The 19,642-nt window shown below is 58.6% G+C and carries 17 protein-coding genes; 10 read left to right on the forward strand and 7 right to left on the reverse strand.

From position 1 onward, the window contains the following. Window positions 1–39: 39 nt before the first annotated feature. Window positions 40–2,577 carry a PBP1A family penicillin-binding protein gene (locus ED236_RS04275; protein ID WP_123236734.1) on the forward strand — a complete coding sequence of 846 codons (2,538 nt, stop codon included), beginning with the start codon at window positions 40–42 and terminating at the stop codon, window positions 2,575–2,577. Between the two features lie 13 nt (window positions 2,578–2,590). Beyond that, window positions 2,591–3,244 (forward strand): hypothetical protein, encoded by a 654-nt coding sequence (locus tag ED236_RS04280; RefSeq protein ID WP_123236735.1) that lies wholly within the window; start codon window positions 2,591–2,593, stop codon window positions 3,242–3,244. Between the two features lie 102 nt (window positions 3,245–3,346). Here ED236_RS04280 and hemB read toward each other — a convergent pair whose 3' ends face one another. From hemB to rpe, 7 genes are all read right to left on the reverse strand, one after another. After that, window positions 3,347–4,342: a porphobilinogen synthase gene (gene hemB, locus ED236_RS04285; RefSeq protein WP_123236736.1), complete on the reverse strand. Its 996-nt coding sequence runs from the start codon at window positions 4,340–4,342 to the stop codon at window positions 3,347–3,349. A gap of 92 nt (window positions 4,343–4,434) precedes the next feature. Further along, on the reverse strand, window positions 4,435–5,223 hold the full coding sequence (gene trpC / locus ED236_RS04290) for an indole-3-glycerol phosphate synthase TrpC (RefSeq protein ID WP_123236737.1): 789 nt from the start codon (window positions 5,221–5,223) through the stop codon (window positions 4,435–4,437). 37 nt (window positions 5,224–5,260) lie between these two features. Further along, entirely contained in the window at window positions 5,261–5,437 is a 177-nt protein-coding gene (locus ED236_RS04295; RefSeq protein WP_162299579.1) for a hypothetical protein, read from the reverse strand. Next, on the reverse strand, window positions 5,437–6,459 hold the full coding sequence (trpD, locus tag ED236_RS04300; protein WP_123236739.1) for an anthranilate phosphoribosyltransferase: 1,023 nt from the start codon (window positions 6,457–6,459) through the stop codon (window positions 5,437–5,439). Before trpD ends, ED236_RS04295 begins: the two co-directional genes overlap by 1 nt. A 1-nt stretch (window position 6,460) precedes the next feature. Further along, complete coding sequence (locus tag ED236_RS04305) at window positions 6,461–7,027, reverse strand: aminodeoxychorismate/anthranilate synthase component II (RefSeq protein WP_123236740.1); 567 nt, start codon at window positions 7,025–7,027, stop codon at window positions 6,461–6,463. 2 nt (window positions 7,028–7,029) lie between these two features. Continuing rightward, entirely contained in the window at window positions 7,030–8,523 is a 1,494-nt protein-coding gene (trpE, locus tag ED236_RS04310) for an anthranilate synthase component I (RefSeq protein ID WP_123236741.1), read from the reverse strand. A gap of 114 nt (window positions 8,524–8,637) precedes the next feature. Further along, complete coding sequence (rpe, locus tag ED236_RS04315) at window positions 8,638–9,336, reverse strand: ribulose-phosphate 3-epimerase (RefSeq protein WP_123236742.1); 699 nt, start codon at window positions 9,334–9,336, stop codon at window positions 8,638–8,640. Window positions 9,337–9,455: 119 nt separating this feature from the next. Here rpe and hemA point away from each other — a divergent pair, with 119 nt between their 5' ends. The 8 genes from hemA (at window position 9,456) to ED236_RS04355 (ending at window position 19,641) form a co-directional block, all read left to right on the forward strand. After that, window positions 9,456–10,712 carry a glutamyl-tRNA reductase gene (gene hemA / locus ED236_RS04320; protein ID WP_123236743.1) on the forward strand — a complete coding sequence of 419 codons (1,257 nt, stop codon included), beginning with the start codon at window positions 9,456–9,458 and terminating at the stop codon, window positions 10,710–10,712. A 72-nt stretch (window positions 10,713–10,784) separates the two neighbouring features. Next, window positions 10,785–11,867: a peptide chain release factor 1 gene (gene prfA / locus ED236_RS04325; protein ID WP_123236744.1), complete on the forward strand. Its 1,083-nt coding sequence runs from the start codon at window positions 10,785–10,787 to the stop codon at window positions 11,865–11,867. Window positions 11,868–12,028: 161 nt separating this feature from the next. Beyond that, window positions 12,029–12,517, forward strand: a complete 489-nt coding sequence (locus ED236_RS04330) for a DUF2127 domain-containing protein (protein WP_123236745.1) — start codon at window positions 12,029–12,031, stop codon at window positions 12,515–12,517. A 5-nt stretch (window positions 12,518–12,522) separates the two neighbouring features. Next, on the forward strand, window positions 12,523–13,449 hold the full coding sequence (gene prmC, locus ED236_RS04335) for a peptide chain release factor N(5)-glutamine methyltransferase (RefSeq protein ID WP_123237101.1): 927 nt from the start codon (window positions 12,523–12,525) through the stop codon (window positions 13,447–13,449). A 106-nt stretch (window positions 13,450–13,555) separates the two neighbouring features. Next, window positions 13,556–16,438 carry an SNF2-related protein gene (locus ED236_RS04340; RefSeq protein WP_193726062.1) on the forward strand — a complete coding sequence of 961 codons (2,883 nt, stop codon included), beginning with the start codon at window positions 13,556–13,558 and terminating at the stop codon, window positions 16,436–16,438. Further along, window positions 16,435–16,989, forward strand: a complete 555-nt coding sequence (locus tag ED236_RS04345) for a hypothetical protein (protein ID WP_148042245.1) — start codon at window positions 16,435–16,437, stop codon at window positions 16,987–16,989. The genes ED236_RS04340 and ED236_RS04345 overlap by 4 nt, the downstream gene beginning before the upstream one ends. After that, entirely contained in the window at window positions 16,989–17,927 is a 939-nt protein-coding gene (locus ED236_RS04350) for a Kiwa anti-phage protein KwaB-like domain-containing protein (RefSeq protein ID WP_123236748.1), read from the forward strand. Before ED236_RS04345 ends, ED236_RS04350 begins: the two co-directional genes overlap by 1 nt. Before the next feature lie 13 nt (window positions 17,928–17,940). Further along, the gene (locus tag ED236_RS04355; protein WP_123236749.1) at window positions 17,941–19,641 is read left to right on the forward strand and encodes a site-specific DNA-methyltransferase; all 1,701 of its coding nucleotides are present in this window, start codon (window positions 17,941–17,943) and stop codon (window positions 19,639–19,641) included. The last annotated feature ends 1 nt before the right edge of the window (window position 19,642 follow it).

Raw genomic sequence — 19,642 nt, forward strand, 5'->3', positions numbered from 1 at the left:
ATTAAGATGGGTTTGGATTCTAGTTAGAAACACTTTCCCATGTTCCTGAAAAAATGGTTGCAGTTACTGGTGCTGGCAGGTGTGGTGCTGGGGCTGGTCGCGACCGCGCTGGTCGGCATCGCCGCCGTGCTGATCTATCCTAACCTGCCCTCCCTGGAAGCGATGACCGATTATCGCCCCAAGGTTCCGTTACGCGTCTACACAGAAGATGGTCATCTGATCGGTGAGTTCGGCGAAGAGCGCCGCGCGCTGGTCTCCATTCAGGATGTACCTCAAGACTTGAAGCATGCCATCCTCGCCGCTGAGGACGAGCGCTTCTACACGCATGGTGGCGTGGACACCATCGGTATCCTGCGCGCCGCCATCGCCAATGTGACCGCAGGCGGCTTCAAGGAAGGCGCCAGTACCATCACCATGCAGCTGGCACGCAACTTCTATCTGTCGCGCGAAAAGACCGCCACACGCAAGCTCAACGAAGCCCTGCTGGCGATCAAGATCGAGCACAGCCTGACCAAAGACCAGATCCTGGAGATCTACATCAACCAGATCTACCTTGGTCAGCGTGCCTATGGTTATGCTGCTGCTGCGCAGGTCTATTTCGGCAAGCCCTTGAGCAAGCTCAATGTCGCCGAACTGGCCACGCTGGCCGGCCTGCCCAAGGCACCATCACGTTACAACCCGCTGGTGAACCCAAAGCGTGCCATGGCACGTCAGCAATACGTGCTGCGCCGCATGAACGCGCTGGGCTTCATCGATGATGCGACCTATCAGGCCGCACTGGATACGCCGGTCAAAGCCAAAAAGACGCGTCAGGCGCTGGACTTGAGTGCCGACTATGTGGCCGAGATCGCCCGTCAGGCGATGTTCGAGCGCTACAAGGACGACATCTACAGCAGCGGGATGAAGGTCTATACCACCTTGCGCAAAGCCAATCAGGAGGCCGCCAATGAGGCGTTGATCCAGGGCCTGCTCACCTACGATAGACGTCATGGCTATCGTGGGCCGGAAAAACAGCTCAAAGCCCCTGAGGGTGCGACGGACAACACCTGGATGGACGAAGCGCTGGACGAGGTCGAAGCCTATCCACCGTTGTTGCCTGCCCTGGTCATGACCTCCTCGCCCAAGCAGGTGGAGGTCTATACCAAATACGGTGAGGTGGTCGTCATCACCGGTGCCGGGCTGGAGTTGGTCAAGAAGCAGCTCAACGAAAAAGAGCCGGAAAAGCGCAAACTGGTGGCCGGTGCGCTGGTGCGCATCATGAAGCTGGGCGAAGTCTGGCATATCTCGCAGCTGCCCAAGGTGGAAGCGGCATTGGTCGGGCTGGATTCCGAAGATGGTGCAGTACGCGCGCTGGTGGGCGGGTTCAACTTCGAGCGCAACAAGTTCAACCACGCCACTCAGGCCTGGCGTCAGCCCGGCTCCAGTTTCAAGCCTTTCATCTATTCCGCCGCGCTGGAAAAAGGCTACACCCCGGCTACGCTGATCGAGGACGAGCCTATCTACATCAGCTCCACCGAAACCGGCAGCGGGCAAGCCTGGGAACCACGCAACTATGACAACAAGTTCGAGGGCCCCATCCGTATCCGTACTGCACTGACCAAGTCCAAGAACATGGTGTCGGTGCGTATCCTGCAAGGCATAGGCGTGTCTTACGCGCAGGATTACATCACGCGCTTCGGCTTCTCCACCAAAGACCATCCAGCTTACCTGGCCATGGCGCTGGGTTCCGGTTCGGTGACCGCCTGGCAGCTGGCTGGCGCGTATGCGGTGTTCGCCAATGGTGGCTTCCGTGTGCGGCCCTATATCATCAGCCGCATCGAGGACAGTCAGGGCAAGGTGGTGGACAAGAGCCGCATCCTGCGTGCTGGTCAGGACGCGCCGCGCGTGCTTGATCCGCGCAATGCCTTCCTGATGACCTCGATGATGCAGGATGTCGCGCGTGTCGGTACTGCCGCCAAAGCCCGTCAACTGGGCCGCAGTGATCTGGCTGGCAAGACCGGCACCACCAACAACCAGTTCGATGCCTGGTTCGCCGGCTACAACCCCAAACACGTCGCGGTGGCCTGGATAGGCTATGACCAGCCCAAGTCGCTGGGCAACAACGAAACCGGCGGTCAGGCGGCCTTGCCGATCTGGATCAATTACATGGCCGAAGCGCTGAAAGGCATGCCGGATCAGCCCATGAGCGTGCCTCCCGGCATCAACAGCATCAAAGTCAATCCTTACACCGGTCTGCGCTCGGTCGAGGGTGAGGGCGGTTACTACGAATATTTCTATGACGAGTTCCCGCCAGCCGATACCTTGCCAGAGCCGGAGTACACCGAAGAGCCGGACCCCATCACCCCGTTCCCCGGGCACCCATCGCCAGGCGCTGGAGCGGCATTACCAGCCCCCGTGGTGACGCCTGCCTCGGCTCCAGCGGGCAGAGTGGTGGCCGAGACCAAACCTGTCACAGAACCGAAATCGCAGATCGACCCGCGCATGGCGCAGCCTGCGCCTGCCAAGGCCGAGCCCAGAAGAGCGGAGTCAGCCGACACCAGGAAACGTTCGCCGCTGCAACCAGATCAATTGTTTTAGCAAGGCAAGGCCCATGGCCAAAGACAGTACCAGCTGGCAGATGCGCCAGCGCATCGCTCAACTCGCTGCCGCGATGATGGCCGAGGACGGCATCCATGATTTCGCCTACGCGAAGAAGAAGGCAGGGCGTCAGCTGGGTGCGGCTTCAGCCGACTTGCCCAGCAATGCCGAGATCGAGGCCGAGATCCGTGTTTACCACGAGTTGTACAACAGCGACGACCAGCCGGCCAGCCTGCGCCAGCTGCGTAGCGATGCGCTGGTGGTGATGCAACTGCTGCAGCGCTTCAATCCACATCTGACCGGTGCCGTGCTGGAAGGTACGGCAGGAAAGTATGCCGAGACCCATATCCACCTGTTTGCGGACAGCCTCAAGGACGTGGAGATCTTCCTGCTGAACAGCCAGGTGCCGTACGAGACCAATGAAAAATCCTACCGTGTGAGCGGTGCCAGTGAGCACCGCAAGGGTGGTGAACGCAAAAAGGTGCCAGTGTTCACGCTGGACGGCCCGAACGGGCTGATCCGCCTCAGCGTGTTCGAAGTGGATGGCCAGCGTGTGCCAACCAAGCATGCGGCTAGCGGTGGCAACGCACTGCGTGCCGGCATCGAAGAGGTGCGCGCATTGCTGCGTGAGCAGGCGACCCCGGACCCGCAAGCCGCGCTGGGCTAGTTTTTAACAGCTAGTTTCCGGCGGCTAGTGGCATCCTTGGCTAGGCACTCACAGCCTACCCATCGCCAGTCTATGTTCAGGTCGGCTTTTCGCTGCTTAAATTCACTTATGCTGCAGCCAGCGTGCGACGTCCATGGCGAAGTAAGTGAGGATGCCGTCGGCACCGGCGCGCTTGAAGGCCAGCAAGGCTTCCATCACACAGCTTTGTTCGTCCAGCCAGCCGTTCTGCACGGCGGCTTTCAGCATGGCATATTCACCGCTGACCTGATAGGCATAGGTCGGTACGCCGAATTCGTCCTTTACGCGGCGCACGATGTCCAGATAAGGCATGCCAGGCTTGACCATCACCATGTCTGCGCCTTCTTCCAGATCCAGCGCCACTTCCTGCAGCGCCTCGTCACTGTTGGCCGGGTCCATCTGGTAAGTGTATTTATTGCCTTTGCCCAGGTTCGCCGCCGAGCCCACCGCATCGCGGAACGGGCCGTAGAACGCCGAGGCATATTTGGCCGAATAGGCCAAAATGCGCGTGTGGATGTAAGCGCTTTCTTCCAGTGCATCGCGGATGGCACCGATACGGCCATCCATCATGTCGGACGGGGCGACCACGTCCGCACCGGCTTCCGCATGGCATAAGGCCTGCTGTACCAGTGCTTCCACGGTCTCGTCGTTCATCACATAGCCACTGTCGGCGATTAGCCCGTCCTGACCGTGTGTGGTGTAGGGGTCCAGCGCCACATCGGTGATCACCCCCAGTTCCGGGAAGGCGGCTTTCAGGGCGCGTACCGTGCGTGGCACCAGGCCGTCCGGGTTCCAGGCTTCGGCGGCGTCCAGACTCTTGTATCGGGCGGGCACCACCGGGAACAGCGCCAGTGCAGGAATGCCCAGCGCGACGCATTCCGCTGCTGTGTTCAGTAGCACATCAATGCTCTGGCGCTGCACGCCAGGCATGGAAGCTACGGCCTCGGTCTGGCCCTCGCCTTCCAGCACGAATACCGGATAGATCAGGTCATCCACGGACAGGCGATGCTCGCGCATCAGGCGGCGCGAGAAATCGTCACGGCGCATGCGGCGCGGGCGGCGGGCGATGAACTGGGTCATGGTGCGTTCCTCGAAGTCATAGTAGCAATCTTGGCGTGGCGTTCAGAGGCAATCAGGATGGCGGTCAAAGAGGCGGTGAGGATGTCACCAGCTTAGCCAAACACGGCGTTCAGCGCCATGCCCGGGTCAGGCTGGCGCATGAAGGCTTCGCCGACCAGGAAAGTCTGCACGTCATGCTCGCGCATCAGTGCCACGTCTTCAGGCGTGAAGATGCCGGATTCGGTGATCACACAGCGGTCGTCAGGGATCATGGGCAGCAGGTCCAGTGTGGTTTGCAGGCTGACCTCGAAAGTGCGCAGATTACGATTGTTGATGCCGATCAGGGGCGTTTCCAGCTGCAGTGCCAGTTCCAGTTCCTCGGCGTTGTGCGACTCCACCAGCACGGCCATGCCCAGGTCATTGGCGATGTCTTCCAGCTCCTGCATCTGCGGCAGGCTCAGCGCCGCCACGATCAGCAGGATGCAGTCTGCCCCCATGGCGCGCGCTTCATACACCTGATAAGCGTCGATCATGAAGTCCTTGCGCAGTACCGGCAGCTTGCAGGCGGCGCGTGCCTGCTTCAGATAGTCTGCCGAGCCCTGGAAGTATTGCGCATCGGTTAGCACCGACAGGCAGGCGGCCCCGGCGTTGGCGTAGCTGCGTGCGATCTCGGCCGGACGGAAGTCTTCGCGGATCACGCCTTTGGATGGGCTGGCCTTTTTGATCTCGGCGATCACGGCGGGCTTGCCGGCCAGCAGCTTGCTGTGCAGGCTGCCGGCAAAATTACGGGCCTCCGGTGCGTCATGCGCCAATTGGCGCAGTTCGTCCACGGGCATGAGCGCTTGTGCCGCGGCGATCTCGACGCGTTTGGTTTCGATGATCTTGTTCAGTATGTCCGACATGAGGTTCTTTCGTAATAACGGAGCTGCTGTCTTTGCATCAAGCACATGAGCTGAACACGCCTTCCGCTTGCACTTTTAACTTGCTGCACTGCTTAGCATAGGCTTGTGCAATAGCGCTGACGCCATCTTGCTGCCACTGATCTGGTGCGCTGCTGGCATTGTGACGGTTGACCGTGAAGATCACGGCCATCACCAGGATCAGCAGCAGGCGCATCATGCGCTGTTACTCAAGGCCTGCAGCGCATGTAACTTGTCTAGCGCGAGACCGCTGTCCAGCATGCGTGCGGCCTCTGCGATGCCGGCCTGCATGTCGCGGGCCACACCCGCCACATAGATAGCCGCGCCTGCATTCAGCAGCACGATGTCGCGTGCCGGGCCGGTGTGGCCTGCCAGCACCGACAGGATGATGTCACGCGAAGCGGCCGCATCGGCCACCTGGATGCTGGCCAGTGGATGCAGCGGCAGGCCGAACTGTTGCGGATTCACCACATATTCCTGCACCTGACCGTGCTTGAGCTCGGCTACCCAGGTATCGCCAGAGAAGGAGATCTCGTCCATGCCGTCCGCGCCGTGCACCACCAGCACATGCTCGCTGCCCAGTTGCTGCAGCACACGGGCCAGCAGGCCGGTCAGGTCGCGGTGGAACACCCCCATCAGTTGACGGCGTGCACCCGCCGGGTTGGTCATCGGGCCCAGCAGATTGAACAGTGTGCGTATGCCCAGTTCGCGGCGCACCGGCGAGGCATGTTTCATGGCGCTATGGTGGTTGGGCGCGAACATGAAGCCTATGCCTATGCTGTCCACGCTTTGTGCTACCTGCTGCGGGCTCAGGTTGACATTGACGCCCAGCGCTTCCAGCACGTCGGCGCTGCCGCAGGTGGAAGACACCGAGCGGCCACCATGCTTGGCCACCTTGGCGCCTGCTGCAGCGGCCACAAAGGCGCTCAGGGTGGAGACATTGAAGGTCTGGATGCCGTCACCGCCGGTGCCGCAGGTGTCAACCAGATGGGTCGTGTCCTGGATGGCGACCTTGGTGGACAGCTCGCGCATCACCTGCGCAGCTGCGCTGATCTCCTCAACGGTCTCGCCCTTCATGCGCAGGCCGACCAGCAGACCGGCGATCTGTGCCGGGGTCAGCGCGCCTGTCATCACGTCCTGCATCAGCGCATGCATCTCGGCGTGCGTGAGGTTCTCGCGCGCCAGTAGCCGGGTCAGTGCCGCCTTGATGTCGGCCATGTCAGTACGCCTTCAGGAAGTTGTCCAGCAGGGCATGGCCATGCTCGGTGAGGATGGATTCCGGATGGAACTGCACGCCTTCGATGGGCAGCGTCTTGTGGCGCACGCCCATGATCTCTCCATCGTCTGTCCACGCGGTGATCTCAAGACAGTCCGGGATGGTCTCGCGCTCGATCACCAGCGAGTGATAGCGCGTGGCGGTGTACGGGTTGGGCAGGTCGCGGAACACGCCGACATTGTGGTGGTGGATCTGCGACGTCTTGCCGTGCATGAGCTGCTTGGCGTGGATGATACGGCCGCCAAAAGCCTGGCCTATGCTCTGATGGCCCAGGCACACGCCCAGCAAGGGGATCTTGCCTGCGAATTCGTGGATCAGCGGCACCGAGATGCCGGCTTCGTTAGGTGTGCACGGGCCGGGTGAAATGACGATATGGCGTGGCTTCAGCCTGGCCACGGTGGCCAGGTCGATCTCGTCGTTGCGGTACACCTGCACGTCCTGCCCCAGCTCACCCAGGTATTGCACCAGGTTGTAGGTGAAGGAGTCGTAATTATCTATCATCAATAACACGCTTACTCTCCTTCGCAATCGGTATCGAGGCCGGCCAGCACCAGCTCGGCAGCACGCAGCACGGCGCGGGCCTTGTTCTGCGTTTCCATCCATTCGCTGTCCGCTACCGAGTCAGCCACGATGCCAGCCCCGGCCTGCACATACAGGGTGTTGTCCTTGATGACGCCGGTGCGGATGGCGATGGCCACGTCCATGTCGCCATTGAAGCCCAGATAACCCACCGCGCCCGCGTAGATGCCGCGCTTGCTGGGCTCCAGTTCGGCGATGATCTCCATGGCGCGCACCTTGGGGGCGCCGCTCACGGTGCCGGCCGGGAAGGTGGCTTTGAGCACGTCGATGGCATCCATGCCCGGCTTCAGCTTGCCTTCCACATTGGAGACGATGTGCATCACATGCGAATAGCGCTCGATGACCATGCTGTCGGTGACCTTGACCGTGCCGGTCTGCGCCACGCGGCCCACATCGTTGCGGCCGAGGTCCATCAGCTGCACGTGTTCGGCACGCTCTTTGGGGTCTGCCAATAGCTCTTCGGCCAGCGCAATATCCTGTTCGCGCGTCTTGCCGCGTGGCCGTGTACCGGCGATGGGACGTGCGGTCACCATGTCATGTTCCAGACGCACCAGGATCTCCGGCGAAGCGCCCACCACATGGTGATCGCCCATGTCGTAATAAAACATATAGGGCGAGGGGTTGAGGCTGCGCAGCGCACGGTACAAGGAAAGCGGCGGCGCGGCGAAGGGCTGCGACATGCGCTGACTCAGCACCACCTGCATGATGTCGCCATCGAAGATATAGCGTTTGGCCTGCTCCACCGCTGCCTTGAAACCAGCTTCGCCGAATTCGGAGCTGGCGCTGCTGGCAGGCAGCGGGCGGGCTGACGGGATGCTGGCGGGCGTACGCAGCAGTTGCAGCAGTTCGCTCAGGCGCTGGCGGGCCTGCGTGTAGGCGTTGGCCTCCGCCGGGTCGGCATACACGATGAAATACAGTTTGCCCGACAGGTTGTCCACCACGGCCAGTTGCTCGGACACCATCAGCAGCACGTCCGGCACACCCAGGGCATCGGGTTTGCTCACCTCGGCCAAGCGGCGCTCGATATAGCCTACGGTCTCATAGCCGAAGTAACCGGCCAGGCCGCCAGTGAAGCGTGGCAGGCCAGCATAAGGTGGCGTTTTGAAGCGGCGCTGAAACGCCTGTACGAAATCCAGCGGATTGACGTCCGCGGCCTGTTCGATGACCTGCCCGTTGCGGATGACCTCAACCGAGCGGCCACGCGCGACGATGCGGGTGCTGGCGGGCAAACCGATGATGGAATAACGGCCGAAGCGTTCGCCACCCTGCACCGATTCCAGCAGATAGGAATACGGCTGATTGGCGAGTTTGAGGTAAAGCGAAAGTGGTGTGTCGAGATCCGCGTAGGTTTCGACCACCAGCGGGATCCGGTTATAACCCTCACTGGCGAGGGCGTCGAATTCCGCTTGATTGATAGTGTGCAACATGAAAATCCCCTAATCCTGAGTACAGACGATGACGATGCCCGGACAAACCGGGCCAGTGGCTAGATCAGTGCCACCATCGCCAGCTCAGGATAGGAAATGTCATGGTTACAGGCCTTAAACCGTCGCCAGTGCGGCGCGCAGTTCGCCGACCACGGTGTTGTAGCGGTTAGGGTCGGTGTCTCTGGCCTTGCCGAACACGGCAGAGCCAGCCACGAAGGTGTCGGCACCCGCACGGGCGATCTCGGCGATGTTTTGTGGGTTCACGCCACCGTCGATCTCCAGCCAGATCTCGCGGCCGGTCTTTTCGGTGTAGGCATCGATACGGGCACGGGCCTGACGCAGCTTGTCCAGCGTGCCTGGAATGAACTTCTGGCCGCCGAAGCCAGGGTTCACCGACATCAGCAGGATCATGTCCACCTTGTCCATGACGTAATCCAGGTAATCCAGCGGCGTGGCCGGGTTGAACACCAGGCCGGATTTACAGCCGTGCTCACGCACCAGCGACAGGCTGCGGTCGATATGGTCGGACGCTTCCGGGTGGAAGGTGATGATGTTGGCACCGGCCTTGGCAAAATCCGGGATGATGCGGTCCACCGGCTTCACCATCAGATGCACGTCGATGATGGCATCGGTGACCGGGCGGATCGCTTCGCACACCAGCGGGCCTATGGTCAGGTTGGGAACGTAGTGGTTGTCCATGACGTCAAAGTGCACGATGTCGGTGCCGGAAGTGATCACATCGGTGATCTCCTGGCCCAGCTTGGCAAAGTTGGCGGAAAGGATGCTAGGGGCGATGCGGAATTGTTTGGCCATGTTGTTTTTAACTTCGGTTGCGCGAAAAGACCCTATTTTAACCGCAATCTGCGCGACAGATACAGCCTAAGCGGCTGAAATTGTTGCTTATGCCCGTCTGATGCTGGAAAATCACGCCCATGCAATTATTCACCGTCGGGGTTAACCACACCACCGCTCCGCTTTCCATCCGCGAACATGTCGCCTTTCAGCACGAGCATCTGGGCCCCGCCCTGCGTGCGCTGACCGCGCCGGGCGCGGGTTTCGGCGTGAGCGAGGCGGCGATCCTGTCCACCTGCAACCGCACCGAACTGTATTGCAACACCGACGACCCGCAACGCGCGCTGGCCTGGCTGGCGCAATATCACCAGCTCAATCCGCAGAACATCCAGCCTTACACCTACACATTGCCACAGCAGGACGCGGTCAAGCACGCCTTCCGCGTGGCCGCCGGGCTGGATTCCATGGTGCTGGGCGAGCCGCAGATCCTGGGGCAGATGAAACAGGCGGTGCGTATCGCCGAAGATGCAGGCACGCTGGGCACCTTGCTGCACAAGCTGTTCCAGCGCACCTTCGCCGTGGCCAAGGAAGTGCGTACCACCACCGAGATCGGCGCCAATTCGGTGTCCATGGCCGCCGCAGCGGTCAAGCTGGCGCAGAAAATCTTTGGCAACCTGGCCGGTCGCAAGGTGGTGTTCGTGGGCGCGGGCGAGATGATCGCCCTGTGTGCCGACCATTTTGCTGCGCAGAAACCGGCCGCCATGGTGGTGGCCAACCGCACGCTGGAACGCGGTCAGGCGCTGGCCGAGAAGATCGGCGGGGCGGCCATGCTGCTCATGGATCTGCCGGACCGGCTGGCCGAATTCGATATCGTGGTCACCTGTACCGCCAGCCAGTTACCCATCATCGGTTTGGGCATGGTGGAGCGCGCCATCAAGGCACGTAAACACAAACCCATGTTCATCGTCGACCTGGCGGTGCCGCGCGATGTGGAAGCCGAAGCCGCGGCGCTGGATGACGTGTTCCTGTATACCGTGGATGACCTGGCGCAAGTGGTGCAACAGGGTCTGGGCAGTCGGCAGGAAGCCGCCGCCGAGGCCGAGACCATCATCGCCGCCCGTGTCGACCATTTCATGCACTGGCTGAAGAACCGCGAGGCCGTGCCCACCATACGCGCGCTGCGTGACCAGGCCGAGCGCATGCGCCAGAACGAGCTGGAAAAAGCCCAGCGCATGCTGGCGCGTGGCGAAGACCCGGCCGCCGTCCTCGACGCGCTCAGTAATGCGCTCACCAACAAACTGCTGCATGGCCCCAGTCATGCGCTCAACCAGCAGCACGGGCATGACCACGCGCAACTGGATACGCTGCTGCGACAGCTGTACCAGCTGGACAATTAACCGCGGCCTGTCGCCCGCAACCTGCCGCTGAGTGACTCAACACCAAGAAACAAGCCGAATGAAACCCGCCCTATGAAACCTTCAATGCTCAGAAAGCTCGCCTCCTTGAGCGAGCGCCTAGACGAATTGAACCGCCTGCTGTCCAGTGAAGGCGCCACCAACGACATGGACGGCTACCGCAAGCTCACGCGTGAACACGCCGAGATCACCCCCATCGTCGAGCAATACCGTGCTTACGAGCGCTGCCAGGCCGACCTGCGTGAAGCCGAGGCGATGTTGTCCGACCCGGAGATGAAAGCCTTCGCACAGGAAGAGATCGAAGCCGCCAAGGCGCGTCAGGAGGAGATCGCTCTGCAGCTGCAAAAACTGCTGCTCCCCAAGGACCCCAACGACGAGCGCAACATCTTCCTGGAGATCCGCGCCGGTACGGGTGGTGATGAATCGGCGCTGTTCGCCGGTGACCTGTTCCGCATGTACAGCCGCTATGCCGAGCGTCAACGCTGGAAGGTGGAAGTGGTGTCGGCCAGCGAATCCGAAGTGGGCGGCTATAAAGAAGTCATCGCCAAGATAGAGGGCTTCGGTGCTTACTCCAGACTCAAGTTCGAATCGGGTGGCCACCGCGTGCAGCGCGTACCGGAGACCGAGACCCAGGGCCGCATCCACACCTCCGCGTGTACCGTGGCCATCCTGCCGGAAGCCGATGAGGTGAGTGATGTGGTGATCAACCCGACGGATATCCGTATCGACACCTTCCGTGCCTCTGGCGCGGGTGGTCAGCACATCAACAAGACTGACTCCGCCGTGCGTATCACCCATTTCCCTACCGGCCTGGTGGTCGAGTGTCAGGATGGCCGCAGCCAGCATTCCAACAAAGCGCAGGCCATGCAGGTGCTGGCCGCGCGTATCAAGGCCAAGCAGGTAGACGAGCAGCAGTCCAAGATCGCCTCCGAGCGTAAATCGCTGATCGGTTCGGGCGACCGCTCCGAACGCATCCGCACCTACAATTACCCGCAGGGCCGCATCACCGACCACCGCATCAACCTCACGCTGTACAAGATCGACGCCATCACCGAGGGCGATATGGACGAACTCATCGGCGCGCTGGCGGCGGAGCACCAGGCCGACCTGCTGGCCACGCTGGGCGAAGATAATTAAGTTTGGTTAATCAAATACGGATAATCAGGCTAAGCTAATTCAGGCAAGGCTAATTTAAGCCTGATTCAAGTTGGGCAGGCTGAGTGATCAGCCGCCAGAATGTAAGCAGGCTGAGTGAACCAGTCGCAAGCCAACCAGCACTAGAACAACCGGGAACCCGCATGGCGATCAAGCCAGCAAGTGTGAAAAGTGGCGCCGTAAGTACACCAGAAAGTACACCAGCCAGCTTGCGCGCCATCGCGCTGCTGGCCTTTGGTCGCGGTTTGCTGATCCTGCTCACGGCCATCGCCCTGTTCAGCCACTTGGATACCGACTGGCAGATGGCGCTGGAACAGGTCATGTTGCACTTGCACCTCAACCCCGCCAAACACACGCCTCGTTTCCTGCTGGAACTGGCGCACGATTTCACCCAGCCGCGCATGCTCATGATCGCCACAGGCGGGCTGGTCTATGTCGCGCTGCGCTGGGCCGAGGCCTACGGACTCTGGTTCGGCAAGCGCTGGGCCAAATGGCTGGGCCTGGCCAGTGCTGCGGTCTACCTGCCGCTGGAAGTGATCGAGCTGCTGCGTCAGCCTTCCTGGCTGGTGCTGGCGCTGTTGCAGCTCAACCTGATCATCGTTGTTGTGCTGTGGCGCAATCTGCGTCCTTGACCGCCATGGCCTCCATACAGCAGCTGTTGCGTGCCGCCCATCAACAACTGGCCGACGTGCTACTTCTTGATAGCCGTGAAGCGCGTAATGAGGCGCGTATGCTGCTCTCCGCCGTGTTGGCGGGCGTCAGTCATGCCTGGCTGATCAGCCATGATCAGGAAGCACTCACCGCCCCCCAGCAGGCCGCGTTCGACGCGCTGCTGCAGCGCCGACTGGCCGGTGAACCCATCGCCTATATCCTTGAGCAGCGTGAGTTCTACGGTTTGGCGCTGCGCGTCACGGCCGATACGCTGATCCCGCGCACGGATACCGAAACGCTGGTCGAAGCCGCGCTGGCAAAGATCCCGGCAACACCTTTGCTCAAGCCTGATGACCTGCAGCAAGGCTGCCAGGCTCAGGGCTTTCAGGTACTGGACCTCGGCACCGGCACCGGCGCCATCGCACTTGCTATCGCGCAGCAGCGCCCGCAGGTGCAGGTCACCGCTGTCGATGCTTCCGCCGCCGCACTCAACGTAGCCCAGCACAACGCCCTGCAGCTCGGTCTTGCCAATGTGCGGCTGTTGCAAAGCGACTGGTTCAGCGCGCTGAACAGCCAGCCAGAAGGTGCGCCTGACCGCGCGCGATTCCATCTTATCGTCAGCAACCCGCCTTACATCGCCGCCGGTGACCCGCATCTCACACAAGGCGATCTGCGCTTTGAGCCCATGAGCGCGCTCGCCTCCGGGGCCGACGGCCTGGATGACATCCGCCATATTGTCGCGCAAGCGCCGCACCACCTGGTAGCGGGTGGCTGGCTGATGCTGGAGCATGGCTATGACCAGGCGGATGCAGTAGCTGGGTTAATGAAGTTCGAAAGGTTTACCGAGATCAGCCATGCCAACGATCTGGCCGGACATCGAAGAGTGACTGCAGCGAGAACCCCCTCATTCTGATGAGCTAATTATCTAGTTGTGATATGTTCAACTTGTCGTTTCGAAAGCGATTAGAAATTTGAGTCTAAATTTTAATTAAACCCGATGGCTTGAAAACTCCAGTTTGATGACACAGCAGCTCCTCACTCCACAACAAAGCATGTACTACGCGTGGCTGCTGACCCGGCGCGCAGCGGGCGACAGTGTGGAGTCCCTTGCATCCACCCTGGTTGACTCTCAGGTTGACCTCAATCCGCACCAAGTTGAAGCAGCCCTGTTCGCCTGCGCCAATCCGCTCTCGCGAGGGGTCATTCTGGCGGATGAAGTCGGGCTCGGGAAAACCATCGAAGCCGGGTTAGTGATCTCGCAGCGCTGGGCCGAACGTCGCCGCCGTATTCTGATCATCGTACCCGCCAACTTGCGCAAGCAATGGCATCAGGAGCTTCAGGACAAATTCAATCTGCAGGGCCTGATTCTGGAGGCCAAGAACTACAACGCCATACGCAAGCAGGAGCGTCAGAATCCATTCCTGATGGCATCGGGTCCAGTCATCTGCTCGTACCAGTTTGCGAAGTCGAAAGCAGACGACATCAAGGCCATCGATTGGGATTTGGTGGTGCTCGACGAGGCGCATCGGTTACGCAACGTCTACAAAACCAGCAACGTGATCGCCAAGACGCTGAAAGATGCTCTAGCCCACGTGCATTCAAAAGTGCTGTTGACTGCAACACCGCTGCAAAACTCGCTGCTGGAGCTTTACGGTCTGGTCAGCATGATCGATGACCGCGTCTTTGGTGACATTGACAGCTTTCGCTCGCAGTTCACGGCGCAGCCTAGGGAACAGGCTTTCACCGCGCTTAGAAGCCGCCTCGCCACTGTGTGTAAACGCACGTTGCGCCGCCAGGTTCAGCAGTACGTGCCTTACACAGCAAGGCGGGCCATCGTTGAAGAGTTCACTCCATCCACCGAGGAGCGGGAACTATCCAACCTTGTCGCAGAGTATCTGCGGCGGCCTAATCTCAAAGCGCTCCCAGAGGGGCAACGGCAACTGATCTCTCTGGTGCTATGGAAGTTGCTGGCCTCATCTACCCACGCAATTGCGGGTGCGCTGGAGACCATGGCCAAGCGGCTTCAAGGCGAACTCGACGAGTCTGCCGATATTCCTGATCTTGTGGAAGTATTTGATGATGACTATGAGTCACTCGACCAAACCGAAGAAGAGCGCGCTGACGAATCGAATGAGCAGGAAAAAAACAACGCAACATCTCTCGACAGCCAACGAGACGCAATCGCGCATGAAATCGCCGAATTAAGGCACTTCAAGGCCTTAGCGACTAATATTCGCGACAATGCCAAGGGCAAAGCATTGCTGACCGCGCTAGATAGAGCATTCGCAGAGCTGGAGCGTCTTGGGGCGGCCAAAAAAGCCATCATCTTCACCGAGTCCAAGCGCACGCAGGAATATCTGCTTTCTCTCCTGGCGGGTACGCCTTACGGAGAGGGCATTGTCCTGTTCAACGGCACCAATAGCGATAGCCGAGCACAAGCTGTCTACAAAGACTGGCTCAAGCGCCATGAGGGAACAGATCGCATCACTGGCTCCAAAACCGCCGACACACGTGCCGCACTGGTCGAGCACTTCAAAGAGCGCGGTACAGTGATGATCGCCACCGAAGCGGGGGCCGAGGGCATCAACCTGCAGTTTTGCTCGCTGGTCATCAACTACGACCTGCCATGGAACCCGCAGCGCATCGAGCAGCGCATCGGCCGTTGCCATCGTTACGGGCAGAAGTTCGATGTGGTGGTAGTCAACTTCGTGGACCGCAGCAATGAAGCTGACGCCAGAGTCTACGAACTGCTGGATCAAAAATTCCAGTTGTTTGAAGGCGTGTTTGGTGCCAGTGACGAAGTGCTTGGGGCCATTGGCTCCGGTGTGGATTTCGAGCGGCGCATTGCAGATATCTACCAGCACTGCCGAGACCCCGAGGAAATCAAGGCCAGCTTCGAGCAGTTGCAGCGCGACCTTTCTGGCGAGATCAACGAGGCCATGGTCAAGACGCGGCAAATTCTGCTGGAAAACTTCGACGAAGAAGTACAAGACAAATTGCGCATCCGGGCGGAAGACAGCCGCGCCGCACGCAGCAAATACGAACACATGCTGTTAGCCCTGACGCGAGCCGAACTGGCGGATTATGCCCTTTTTGACGACGATGGGTTCGTGCTTAAGCACCTGCCAGCAAGCAGTCTGGGCATGGTTGAGCTGGGGCGCTATGAGTTGCCTCGCCGCTCTGGCGATGCACACCTCTATAGGATCGGCCACCCCCTTGCAGAGTGGGTAACAACGCAAGCCAGGAGCCGTGAGCTTGCCGGCACGCGGCTTGTTTTTGATTACGATGCACACGGCGCCCAAGTCAGCACCCTTAAGCCGTATCGTGGCAAAACCGGCTTGTTAACTTTGAAGTTAGTGTCGGTTGAAGCCCTGGGCAGTCAGGAGCAGTGCCTGGTTGTGGCAGCTATCACATCAGACGGCCACGTGCTGGCTGAAGACGACCCTGAAAAGCTGCTGCGCTTACCCGCACGAGCGCATCCTCTCGACTATGGTTGCGCCGAGGCATCGCCTCTCAGTGATGACTTAAAGGCACGCGCAAGCGCCGTGCTTCGAGAAATCAATCAACGCAACCTAGGCTACTTCGAGCAGGAAGTCCAGAAGCTCGATGCATGGGCGGACGACCTGAAGCTGGGCATTGAGCAAGAGATCAAAGAGATCGACCGCCAGATCAAGGAAGTGCGGCGCACGGCAGCCAGTGCGCCCACACTGGAAGAGAAACTGTCATGGCAGAAGCAGCAAAGGGAGCTGGAAGGCAAGCGAACGAAGCTCCGGCACGAGCTGTTCAATCGCCAAGATGCCATTGAGTCTGAGCGCAATGATCTTATCAATCAGTTGGAAGCTAAGTTGCAGCAGGATATGCAAGAGCAGACCCTGTTCACCGTTGAATGGGCGTTGCAATGAAATTGCGATTTATTCCATCACTATTGATGTTCATCAGCTCCTATTTTCCATTGGCGCTCATTTTTATCATCAAAGATTTAGACAACAAGACCTACCTCCCCAGTCACCCGGTGACGGCTGCGATGATTGTCGTCGTGACCTCGCTGGCTTGCGCAGTTGTTCTCTTGGCTGCCAACAAGATCAAAAGTGGTCTGCCTGTAAAAGTGACGAAGGTCTCGAATAAATCAGGCGACATGTTCACTTACACCATTCCCTACATGATCTCTTTCTACAACTTCAACCTTGGCGATTGGAAGACGCTGCTGAGTCTTTTCGTCTTCATGGCACTGATGTTTGCGTTGGCCTACCGGACAAAGAACGTATTCATCAACCCCGTTATGGCACTGGCTGGCTACGGCCTTTATGACTGCCAGTTCAAGGATGGCAAGCGTGATGTTCAAGGCTTGCTGATTTCTAAACATGAATTCCAGCTGGGTGACACCTGCATCATTGAGCGCTTATCCAGCCACCTTTACTTCGTCAGCAGTGTCAAACCTGAGGAACAAAAATAATGGCGACCACGATCAAAAACAAAATAAGCCAACTACGCCAAACCGATTTCAACCCTTGGGCAACAACGATATGGCTAGTCAAGCGGCGTCTAGATCTTCACAAGCAGGCCCACTATTCCGTGTTGCGTGTTGACGTCGACAAAAAGCTGCTGAACAAGCTCAAGAAAGCTGTCACAGACCGGATACAAGGGGCTGACTACAAGCTCGAAGCGTATGACTTCCTCACGGCAGACCAGGACAACCAGCTATTTACTATCGAGTCATCTGAAACCGACTTTGTGAAAATTCAGGGCGAGGTCGATAAAGGACTCACCAATCCTAAAGTTGAAAAATACGAAGACCTGCTGAATTCATGGGCTTATGTCATCAAACTTGAACACGGCGAAAACGTGGTGTACGGCGTACGGAAGATCAACAAATTCACGCAAGCGGCCAAGGTCACGTCGGTGTCTTATTTTCTGTTCGAGGACAAAAAACTGGTCGATCTTGAAGACAAAAAAATATTTGCCATTGACACCCATATCGACTTTTTCGCCTATGACGGAACAACCTTTATCACCAATAAAAAAGAATTTGAAAACGCCTTGAATTTCAGGGCAGGCATGGAGAAAAACCGGGATGTTGTTCTCGGCGAGTTCCTTCAGTTAAAGGTATTCAACGACGTAGAGCCAATCCGTAAAAGTGTCGGGGCGAACCTTCACCTGTTGAGAAAAATATCGTCCATTCAGAAAAGTGGGTATTACAAAAATCCACAGTATCTGGTCGACCTTATCAAGGTGAATCAAGAGAAAAACTGGGGGCTGATCGTTCAGGATGGAGTCATTGTGGTCAACGAAAGCAATGTAGATTTAGTTCTGACGCTGCTCAATAACGGTCGTCTCGAATCCCCCATCAACCATGAAATGTTTGACGCACCCGTCAAAAAGAAAGTGGGATGAGCGGAGACCGTCAATGAACAACAAACAAAAACTAGAACTCACTTGGATCGGCAAGGAAAAGCGGCCTAAGCTGGAGCCGCGCATCCTGCTGGAAGACCCGCACAGGTCATTCCATGCTACACACCGATTTTCTGACAACGACATTTTCGATAACCGGCTGATCTTCGGGGACAACCTTCTTGCGCTTAAGGCGCTGGAACAGGAATTCTCGGGCCAAGTGAAATGCGTTTTTATTGACCCTCCCTACAACACCGGCAGCGCATTCGAGCACTATGACGACGGTTTGGAGCACTCCATTTGGCTAGGCCTAATGCGTGATCGGCTAGAGATCATTCGTCGGCTGATGTCAGACGAGGCTTCGCTCTGGATCACCATTGATGACAATGAAGCTCACTATCTCAAGGTCATTTGCGATGAGGTCTTTGGGCGCAGCAATTTTCTTTGTGACATCGCCTGGGAGAAGAGGTATTCCCCACCACCTGACACCAAGGATTTTGGATATGTCCACGATCACATCCTTGTTTACCGAAAGAGCGCAAGCTTTCGGAGAAATCTTTTCCCACTGACAGAAGATCAATCTGGGCGATACAAAAATCCAGACAACGACCCTCGCGGCCCTTGGAAGGCGATGGACTATACGTGTCGTTACAGTGTAGATGAGCGTCCTAATCTGTACTACCCAATCCGCCAACCAAATACAGGCGAAGAAGTCTTACCGAAACGCACCCGCGTATGGGCAATGTCGCGCGAAGTGCACGAGAAGAACGCGCGTGAGGGCCGGATATGGTGGGGTACTAAAGGAAAAAATAGTGTCCCTGCACTGAAAAATTTCTTTTCTGAGATCAATCAGGGAATGATGCCGATGTCACTCTGGAAGCACACCTTGGCTGGACACAACCAAGACGCCGCAAAGGAGATGTTGGCCCTTTACGGGCATGAAGTTTTTTCAACGCCAAAGCCAGAAAGGCTGCTCCAAACTGTTTTGCATGTAGCGACTCAGCCGGGTGATTTGGTACTCGACTCTTTCGCCGGTTCCGGCACCACCGGGGCAGTCGCGCACAAAATGGGCCGCCGCTGGATCATGGTAGAGCTGGGCGAGCACTGCCACACGCATATCATCCCGCGTCTTAAAAAGGTGATTGATGGTGAAGACAAGGGCGGCATTACCGAAAGTGTGAGCTGGCAGGGTGGTGGTGGCTTCCGCTACTATAAGCTCGCACCTAGCCTGATCGTCAGTGATCGCTGGGGCAATCCGGTCATCAATCCCGAGTACAACGCGGCGCAGTTGGCGGAGGCACTTGCCAAGTTGGAGGGCTTTACCTATGCACCATCCGAGGTGCAATGGTGGCAGCACGGGCATTCCAGCGAGCGTGACTTCATCTACGTCACGACTCAAAACCTGTCGGCCGAGCAACTGCAAGCGCTATCCGATGAAGTCGGTAGCGATCAGAGCTTGCTCGTCTGCTGCGCCGCCTTCCACGGCATCACTGCAGCCTTGGCCTCCGAGCGCTGGCCTAACCTTACGCTGAAAAAGATTCCCAAGATGGTACTGGCCCGTTGCGAGTGGGGCCGCGATGACTACAGCCTGAATGTAGCGAACCTGCCCTTGGCGCAGCCGCCGTCACCCCCGGCCCTTCTCCCGCAGGCGGGAAAAGGGGGCAATAAAAAAGCGGTTTCGCAGACGGTGGATTTGTTTGGCGATGCGGGGGGGTAAG

This window comes from Pseudomethylobacillus aquaticus (assembly GCF_003730115.1).
Taxonomy (GTDB): domain Bacteria; phylum Pseudomonadota; class Gammaproteobacteria; order Burkholderiales; family Methylophilaceae; genus Pseudomethylobacillus; species Pseudomethylobacillus aquaticus.